Source organism: Vibrio sp. 10N.247.310.24, from assembly GCF_041467175.1.
Taxonomy (GTDB): Bacteria; Pseudomonadota; Gammaproteobacteria; order Enterobacterales; family Vibrionaceae; genus Vibrio; species Vibrio tasmaniensis_A.
This window is the reverse complement of the sequence record NZ_JBFSUD010000129.1, coordinates 1-7,619: the sequence shown is the minus strand read 5'-3', so window position 1 is coordinate 7,619 and position 7,619 is coordinate 1. Positions and strand designations below refer to the sequence as shown.

The following is a 7,619-nucleotide window of genomic DNA, read 5'->3' as shown; positions in this document are numbered from 1 at the left end:
ATCGCCCAAACTGGTTAAATTTTAACAGTGACAACTACCCTGCCAGATAGGGTAACTGTGCTGATTTAAGTATACCTTTCAAAGTTCTCGTTAAAAAACAAAGCAAAATTGCCCTCAACGCCTATAATCAATTCTTATTATAAACTCGAGTTCATACTATTTTACTAGTTGTTGTCTATTGAATAATTTGGTAAGTTTGTAATATTTCATTTAAAAACAACACCAAGTATAGGTATGCAGCTATCTATGTGGGATTTTAGACCTCATGAACACTCTCAACTTCGAAATAAAATATCAGGTGAAGAAAAGAGACTAACAAAAACAGAAAGCCAGTTATTATTGCTCTTACTGTCGAATAACCATCGAGTCGTAACTAAATCTGAAATTCACAAAAAAATTTGGCCGGGGAAATTTGTTTCAGATGCCAGTATCACACACGCCATTGCATCATTACGTTTAGCTTTGAATGATACAGTGGAAGCACAATGTATCATTCGAACCGTACCTAAAGCCGGTTACTTTGTCGCTTATAATAAAATAGCTCTAGTTTTAACTAACCAAGCCCAACCCGAGACTAGGCGACCTGATAAGGTAGTGGCTTTTAAGCTTAAATGTTCTTGGCAAGCTGGCGTAATAGTTTTATTAGTCAGCATGAACTGTTTACTGTTTTGGTTTTTGTTCATACCTTCACAAAGCGAACCTAAACTGAACATGTCAAGGTTGAACTCTCAAACTAACACCTTTACGATCAAGAACAACGATTTTCATAGTCAACAACTCTTAGAACAGCTGATTAGGCACCCTACTTTAAACAATGTGAATTTTTATATTGCTTCAAATAAAACTAGGATTTATGTAAGTTGCATTCACCAGAATGCATCATCACCTTACGGCCAAAGCATCAACTTTTCCATTGATGTTAAGCGCGCTATAGAGGGGATTAGCAATGATATTGTACAAAAATGCCAATAAACACTATTTGCTTAGCGTTGTCTTTTTACTTGCCTTGTTGCCTATTCAAATTTTTCTCAATGCATCGTTTATTCCTAGTTTTGCTCAAAACGTTAATACCCAAATAAGTAAAACAGTTCTGACTTACGGTGAGCAAATGGGAGATAAGAAATACAGAAAAATCGACTATCACTTAAAACCTTATCTATGGAACCGATTTCTATTAATGGCTTCTATCCATTTCGACAATGGAAAAAAACTGGACACACAATTTCTTATTACCTTTTGGCCGAAATCCATTTATTCCATAAAATATATAAATCAACTGGTTAACACTCCAGAAACAGAATATTTTGATTTACCAGAGCAACATGCGCTCTTTGATGGCGGCGAAGAAAATTTTCAAACTTTGTTAGAAACCTCCCACCAATATTGTTACATCCAACTGTCGAACAACTCAGTTCAATGTGTCAATATATCTGAAAATAAAGAAAAAATTGACGTCAATGACAAGAAAACAACATAGCATGTGGATATTTAATCCAACCCTTAGGCGCCAGCTAACTAACCAAAGTAATGGGGAGAGCAAAAAATTGCACTCTACAGATTGCAAAATTTTAGAGCTTTTATGTCAAAATCAAGGCGAAACCGTTTTAAAAAGTACCCTAATCGACGTGGCTTGGCCAGGGCGAGTCGTCTCGCAAGCTAGTTTAACTCAGTCTATAGCCCACCTACGTATAGCTTTAGGTGACAATGGCCGACAACAAAATATTATAAAAACAGTCCCAAAGCATGGTTATTTACTGGTAAGCAACATAATAAGCCTTGAGGTGCCAATAGTTCTTGAACAAAACAACTCATCAACACCTAGTTCAGAAATAATCCCAGACACTCTCCAACCTCAAGACCATGAGAAGACCAGTCTATCGGCCCATCTACAATACCTTCAAAGATTCATTCTATTGACTCTCTCACTGTTATTTTTAGTTAGTCTCACTTGGTTAACGCGGATCATATATTACAATAGCACCACAGATCGTATTCAATGGAACCAGCGTGAACATTTGGGCGTAACGTACTATTTTACTGATACTAAAAATGGAGATAAACGTTTCAATGACCTCAAAGGGAGATACTCAAGTGACTTACGTATGCTCTATATTTCTGAAAACCCTGAGCAACTCTATGTATCGTGTGTTTATCAACCTAATAATTTACATGAACACAACACAATGAATTTTAGTTTTTCCCGAGACTATTCAATCGAGCAAGTAAGAGAGGAAATTAATGAACAATGTCGGTAAAGCCATTATTTTTCTGGTCTTGGCAAATATACTCGTCATTACGTTTATCTCATGGATAAATACCCTTAATCATCCTCTATTCTTAGATGGTCGAAACAACATCATGTTATTTTCTCATGGTCGTACATATAAAAAATTTGAAGTCGACTCCTTCAAAGAAGTAATTACCGTAGATCATCTGTGGGGAGGAGTTCACGATGCGCATTGTAGCTTATTATCCGAAGGCGAAAACAAAGCCCTCAACATCTATTACTCCGTTTATTTCTGGGGTGCAGACCTCTTTTCGACAACCAACGCGCTACGTAGCGCAAACTACACTCCCTCAACAGAACTTGATTTCACTGAAGCACACTTGATTGAGAATTCATCGGAACAATTTTTCCAGACCTTATACCAAGATAAGTATATTTTCTGTTATTCCAGTTTATTGACCGGCAGTGTCCAGTGTATCACGGCCGATTAATTAGAGTAATCAATCTAAATCATCAACAGATTTAGTTATAACTAAACGTGTTGATTATAAACATGTAAATATCAATGACTTAATTTATTCATTTAAAATCAATCTAATGACGAGTAATTTAAATTTCGGATTTGTTTATTAGTGTTCTTAAGGGTTTATGGACATAGTACTAGCAAATAGGACATATTTGAGAAACGTAATACTCATGATCAGAAAAAGAGAACCTTTAAAGATTACTGCACTCTTGTTAGAAGGAAGCCCAATCACAGCAATTTCGGGACCAATCGAAATGCTGACAATTGCTTCAATGCAAGCAGGATTACCAGCGCCACTGGTCAGTTATGTATCAGTCACAGGGGGGCCGACTCAATTCTTAGGGGGGCTAACAATTAACAGTAGTACGCATTGGGAATCCGTCGAACATACCGACATTTTAATAATAGGTGCTTGTGGTGACATAAATAAGGGGTCTTATGTCTTACCCAAAGAGGTTAAATATTGGCTAAAAAAACAAATTACGCAGTGTGAATTTGTTCTCTCTTTATGTACGGGGACATTTCTTCTGGCTGAGCTTGGGGTTTTAAACAAACGAAGCGCAACTACACATTGGGTATATGCTGAAGATTTTCGAAATCAATTCCCCCAAGTAAAATTCAAACCACACTTGAAAATAACTCATGAAGACCGATATATTTGCACCTCCAGCATTAAAGAATACTTTGCTGCAACAATTTTGTTAATTGATGCTTTGTTAGGCACGGCCCAAAGAATTAAATGTGAACAGTACTTAGGAGGTGATGTTTCAAAAATTAAGCGAATTTGTTTAACGAGCTTTGCTCAATACCATCAACATAGCGACAGTTTGATTGATCGGTTACAAGAGTGGATGCACAATGAAGACCCAAGCAGGCTATCTGTCGCTATGTGTGCAGAGAAAAGTTTTTTGAGTGAAAGGCAAATGAAACGTCGCTTCAAAGCAGCAACTGGCGAATCTCCAATGAACTACATACAACGTATTAGAGTGGTATTAGCGAGAGACAAGCTGGACACTACCAGCTTAAACATAGAACAAATATCCCAGCAAGTTGGTTACAGTGACACAAACCATTTTAGGTCGCTGTTTAAAAAATTTTACGACATGACGCCCACAGAATATCGCAAAGCGACACAGGCTTGTGAGATTTAAGCACCTTAATTCTAACTGGACCTAAGCCCTTAGCTAAAAAGGGAGTTATTCACTTAGATTGAAATGATTAACCCAATAATAAAGCTGGTATCTCTCCGGCTTTGAGCTCCACAGCCTTCATCAATTCAACTTTAAGAAAGTTGATGTCTCTCCGCCTACGCTTGTATCTGCAAGCGTTCAACGACAAACCACAAGGGAAAGAAAAGCGAAACAAAAACAAAGTCGACTAATTTACCTGCAAGAAATAAACGATGACGATCTTGGTGAGTCAAATGCGTATTGATTATAAAATTCAGGGCGAGTAATCATGTGGATAAAAAGTGGCAACTAACATTCACTAGATACACTGTTAGCTCGTAAACCGTAAAAAGTTCAGCCTTAGGTTCAATCTGACAAACATCGCTTAAAAAATAATGACTGCCAGATTAGGCCCAAGCAACTACTTTTGATGTGACATTTTTGCCACTCAGACAAATACTATTGAGAGAGTTTTTCTAAGACAGGGGTTATGGACCGATGAAGCTCACTGGACTCATATGCACCAGCTAATAATTTACTCGGATAAGCAATTGAATGGCTTAATACCTCACCAATATTGTTAATATGAATACGCTTATCAGCCACACAAGCACTCAAACATGTTCTAATAAATTGTTGGGATGTATCAAGCTCAAGCAAGCGTGCGCATCGCAGCGCTTCTTTGGTTCTTTCATAAAGCATTTCTTCAGATAACACGATTTACCCCTTCTCCATTCAATAGCATAACAATATGAAACTCTTCGCTTTTCCTCATCGCAGCAAGGAAAAGGCTCTCTCTCATTTCTCTTTGAATTATATTGTCGCTAATTACATACTTCGTCAAAACGTCAATCGCTTGTTGCTCGTTAATGTCTTCCTGACTAACTATCGCTGACAAGACACTTTTCGATAGATTTGACGAAATATCAAAATTTAGTTCTTTTGCCTTTACAATCATCGCTTTTATAACTTTGTTTTTTTGAGCTCTGATAGTACATATCTTCAGCTCATGCTTATCAAATGCATATCCAATGTCATCTAACAGTTGGCTCAATTCTTGATACACTTTACATTCCTCTAGTTCATTGTTCTTGTTCCTCATATGTTAACGTTATATGTTTAAAATAAAACAGTGAAACCAATTGCACCAACAAAACAAACCAACCAAATATCATGTAGTTATAAAAATAACACCATTATTACGTCCATAAGATCAGATATATATGTCCTATTTGGTTACTATATTGGTAATGATAGCGATCTATTTACATTGATAGAACTAGCATATTAAAATGAAATTCATTAGAAAAAGACATATACCCTAAGCATTCAAGACTTTTAGTTTCACGGTTAATATATAAACCATTGATTTAGTATGGCTATTTTTATTCTAGCTTAACCTATGGTTGAAGTTGCTTATTTTATTTTTCATGTGCGGGTGGATAATAACGCACAGAATCTAAAAAAAGGAACTGAAAATGTTATATGCACAACCAGGAACTGAAAATTCGATTGTCGATTTCAAGCCGCAGTATCAAAACTTCATAGGAGGGGCATGGGTAGCACCGAAACATGGAAAATATTTTACTAATACCTCCCCAATCAACCATTCTGTAATTTGTGAAATTCCAGCTTCGACTCAAGAAGACATCGATTTGGCAGTTAATTTTGCGCACAATGCGAAAAATGACTGGGCTTCAACATCAGTCACTGAGCGTTCAAACATATTATTAAAGATAGCTGAGCGTATTGAGAACAACCTTGAGATGCTTGCTATTACTGAAACATGGGACAATGGGAAACCTATTCGCGAGACTCTCGCCGCTGATATTCCACTCGTTGTCGACCATTTCCGCTATTTTGCTGGATGCATTAGAGCTCAAGAAGGTTCCGCTGCGGAACTAGATTCACAAACCATGACCTACCACTTCCCAGAACCTGTTGGTGTTGTAGGACAAATTATCCCATGGAACTTCCCACTCTTAATGGCCGCTTGGAAGCTGGCACCCGCGCTGGCTGCTGGCTGCTGCGTAGTATTAAAACCAGCGGAACAAACTCCTGCATCAATCTTAGTATTGATGGAGCTCATCGAAGATCTAGTCCCTGCCGGTGTAATCAATGTCGTAAATGGCTATGGTTCAGAAGCAGGTCAAGCACTTGCTACACATAAAAAGATTGCTAAAGTAGCCTTTACTGGCTCTACAGAAGTTGGACAGCATATTCTGAAGTGTGCCGCTGAGAACCTAATTCCGTCAACAGTCGAGCTAGGTGGTAAATCTCCAAATATTTTTATGGCTGATATATTTGATCACGAAGACAGTTACCTTGATAAGTGTATCGAAGGTGTCTTGTTAGCTTTTTTCAATCAAGGTGAAGTCTGCACGTGTCCTTCTCGAGTTTTGATTCATGAATCAATTTACGATCGCTTCATTTCACGTTTGCAAACTCGCATGAAAACGATCCAACAAGGAAACCCACTCGATACCGACACACAAGTTGGTTCACAGGTGTCACAAGAGCAATTTGACAAAATTCGCAAATACATAGCTCTTGGTCATGAAGAAGGTGCCGAATTACTTATTGGTGGTAACAGCAATGAAGACAATGGTTACTTTGTCGAGCCTACCCTCTTCAAAGGAACTAACGATATGCGTATTTTCCAAGAAGAGATTTTTGGCCCAGTCGTTGCTGTTACTACATTTAAGGACACTGAAGAAGCTCTGGCAATCGCCAACGATACTGAGTATGGCTTAGGTGCTGGAGTATGGACACGTGACAACAATCTGATTTCACATATGGCGAAAAATATACAAGCTGGGCGAATTTGGGTTAACTGCTACCATGCTTACCCTGCTCACGCTGCGTTTGGCGGCTATAAAAAGTCCGGGATTGGTAGAGAAACACACAAAATGATGCTAGACCACTACCAGAACACCAAAAATATCATCGTTAGCCACAGTGTTAATCCTTTAGGCTTCTTTTAAAAATTAAGCTAATTGTCTGCCCGAAAACCTAATGGGCAGACAAACATTTGGTTCATTATATTTATGGTCTAAGCCATGCCCATTTCCTTGACCCCTTTACAATGCAAGACTGAAAAAATATCCGCCTTCTTAGAAGGCAATTTCGCTTTATCATCCCTAGAAAGGGGCTTCCGCGCTATCAATTCTTCAATAACTACAGTTGTTGCTCATACTCTATGTCCTGCTTATCTTGGTGTCGTACATATCGGCAAATGACTTTTTCATTCACACCGACCGTATCTACAAAATACCCTCTAGCCCAAAAGTGATTTCCCCATAGTCTCGGCTTTGTTGCGTAATTCATTGGAACTAAACCTACGATCTGATCAGCTACATTCACTCCCTCTTGTAGCCCTATACCTAAACCTAAACCTCGTTATAAAACAACCAACTGGAAGCAAAATACAATCAATAACTCATTAACCGCGGTTCTTTGACCTTTTGGATTGATGAAGAAGCGATAAGTGGCTGGACGCAAAGCAAACAGAATAAGCGCGGGAGGCCTCGTCGGTTCAGTGATTTAGCTATCACGACAGCCCTCATGGTGAAACGAGTTTTTTCTATGCCATTAAGAGCGCTGCAAGGTTTTATCAACTCGATATTTAGGTTAGCCCATGTACCGTTAAGTTGTCCGCATTACACCTGCATCAGTCGTAGAGCCAAGCAAGTTGAGG

8 protein-coding genes and 2 pseudogenes are annotated in these 7,619 nt (G+C 38.4%); 7 read left to right on the top strand and 3 right to left on the bottom strand.

Features of this window, described 5'->3' with window-relative positions; translation table 11 throughout:
* Positions 1-234 precede the first annotated feature (234 nt).
* The 5 genes from AB6E08_RS22140 (at position 235) to AB6E08_RS22120 (ending at position 3,904) form a co-directional block, all read left to right on the top strand.
* On the top strand, positions 235-972 hold the full coding sequence (locus AB6E08_RS22140) for a helix-turn-helix domain-containing protein (RefSeq protein WP_241810843.1): 738 nt from the start codon (positions 235-237) through the stop codon (positions 970-972).
* On the top strand, positions 947-1,477 hold the full coding sequence (locus AB6E08_RS22135; protein ID WP_017098656.1) for a hypothetical protein: 531 nt from the start codon (positions 947-949) through the stop codon (positions 1,475-1,477). Before AB6E08_RS22140 ends, AB6E08_RS22135 begins: the two co-directional genes overlap by 26 nt.
* Positions 1,458-2,255 (top strand): winged helix-turn-helix domain-containing protein, encoded by a 798-nt coding sequence (locus AB6E08_RS22130; protein ID WP_017098657.1) that lies wholly within the window; start codon positions 1,458-1,460, stop codon positions 2,253-2,255. The genes AB6E08_RS22135 and AB6E08_RS22130 overlap by 20 nt, the downstream gene beginning before the upstream one ends.
* On the top strand, positions 2,239-2,718 hold the full coding sequence (locus AB6E08_RS22125) for a hypothetical protein (RefSeq protein ID WP_017098658.1): 480 nt from the start codon (positions 2,239-2,241) through the stop codon (positions 2,716-2,718). Before AB6E08_RS22130 ends, AB6E08_RS22125 begins: the two co-directional genes overlap by 17 nt.
* A gap of 157 nt (positions 2,719-2,875) precedes the next feature.
* Positions 2,876-3,904: a GlxA family transcriptional regulator gene (locus AB6E08_RS22120; protein WP_017101131.1), complete on the top strand. Its 1,029-nt coding sequence runs from the start codon at positions 2,876-2,878 to the stop codon at positions 3,902-3,904.
* Between the two features lie 477 nt (positions 3,905-4,381).
* On the opposite strand, the gene AB6E08_RS22115 is transcribed toward AB6E08_RS22120, so the two are convergent.
* The gene (locus AB6E08_RS22115) at positions 4,382-4,639 is read right to left on the bottom strand and encodes a hypothetical protein (protein ID WP_017098660.1); all 258 of its coding nucleotides are present in this window, start codon (positions 4,637-4,639) and stop codon (positions 4,382-4,384) included.
* A complete protein-coding gene (locus AB6E08_RS22110; RefSeq protein ID WP_017098661.1) occupies positions 4,629-5,024 on the bottom strand; it encodes a hypothetical protein in 396 nt (131 codons plus the stop codon). Before AB6E08_RS22110 ends, AB6E08_RS22115 begins: the two co-directional genes overlap by 11 nt.
* A gap of 376 nt (positions 5,025-5,400) precedes the next feature.
* Here AB6E08_RS22110 and AB6E08_RS22105 point away from each other — a divergent pair, with 376 nt between their 5' ends.
* Positions 5,401-6,906 (top strand): aldehyde dehydrogenase family protein, encoded by a 1,506-nt coding sequence (locus tag AB6E08_RS22105; RefSeq protein WP_017098662.1) that lies wholly within the window; start codon positions 5,401-5,403, stop codon positions 6,904-6,906.
* A gap of 193 nt (positions 6,907-7,099) precedes the next feature.
* Here AB6E08_RS22105 and AB6E08_RS22100 read toward each other — a convergent pair.
* Positions 7,100-7,234, bottom strand: a pseudogene (locus AB6E08_RS22100) (transposase); the annotation flags it as partial.
* Between the two features lie 67 nt (positions 7,235-7,301).
* Between AB6E08_RS22100 and AB6E08_RS22095 the strand changes: the two are divergent.
* Positions 7,302-7,619: pseudogene (locus AB6E08_RS22095) on the top strand (transposase); the annotation flags it as partial.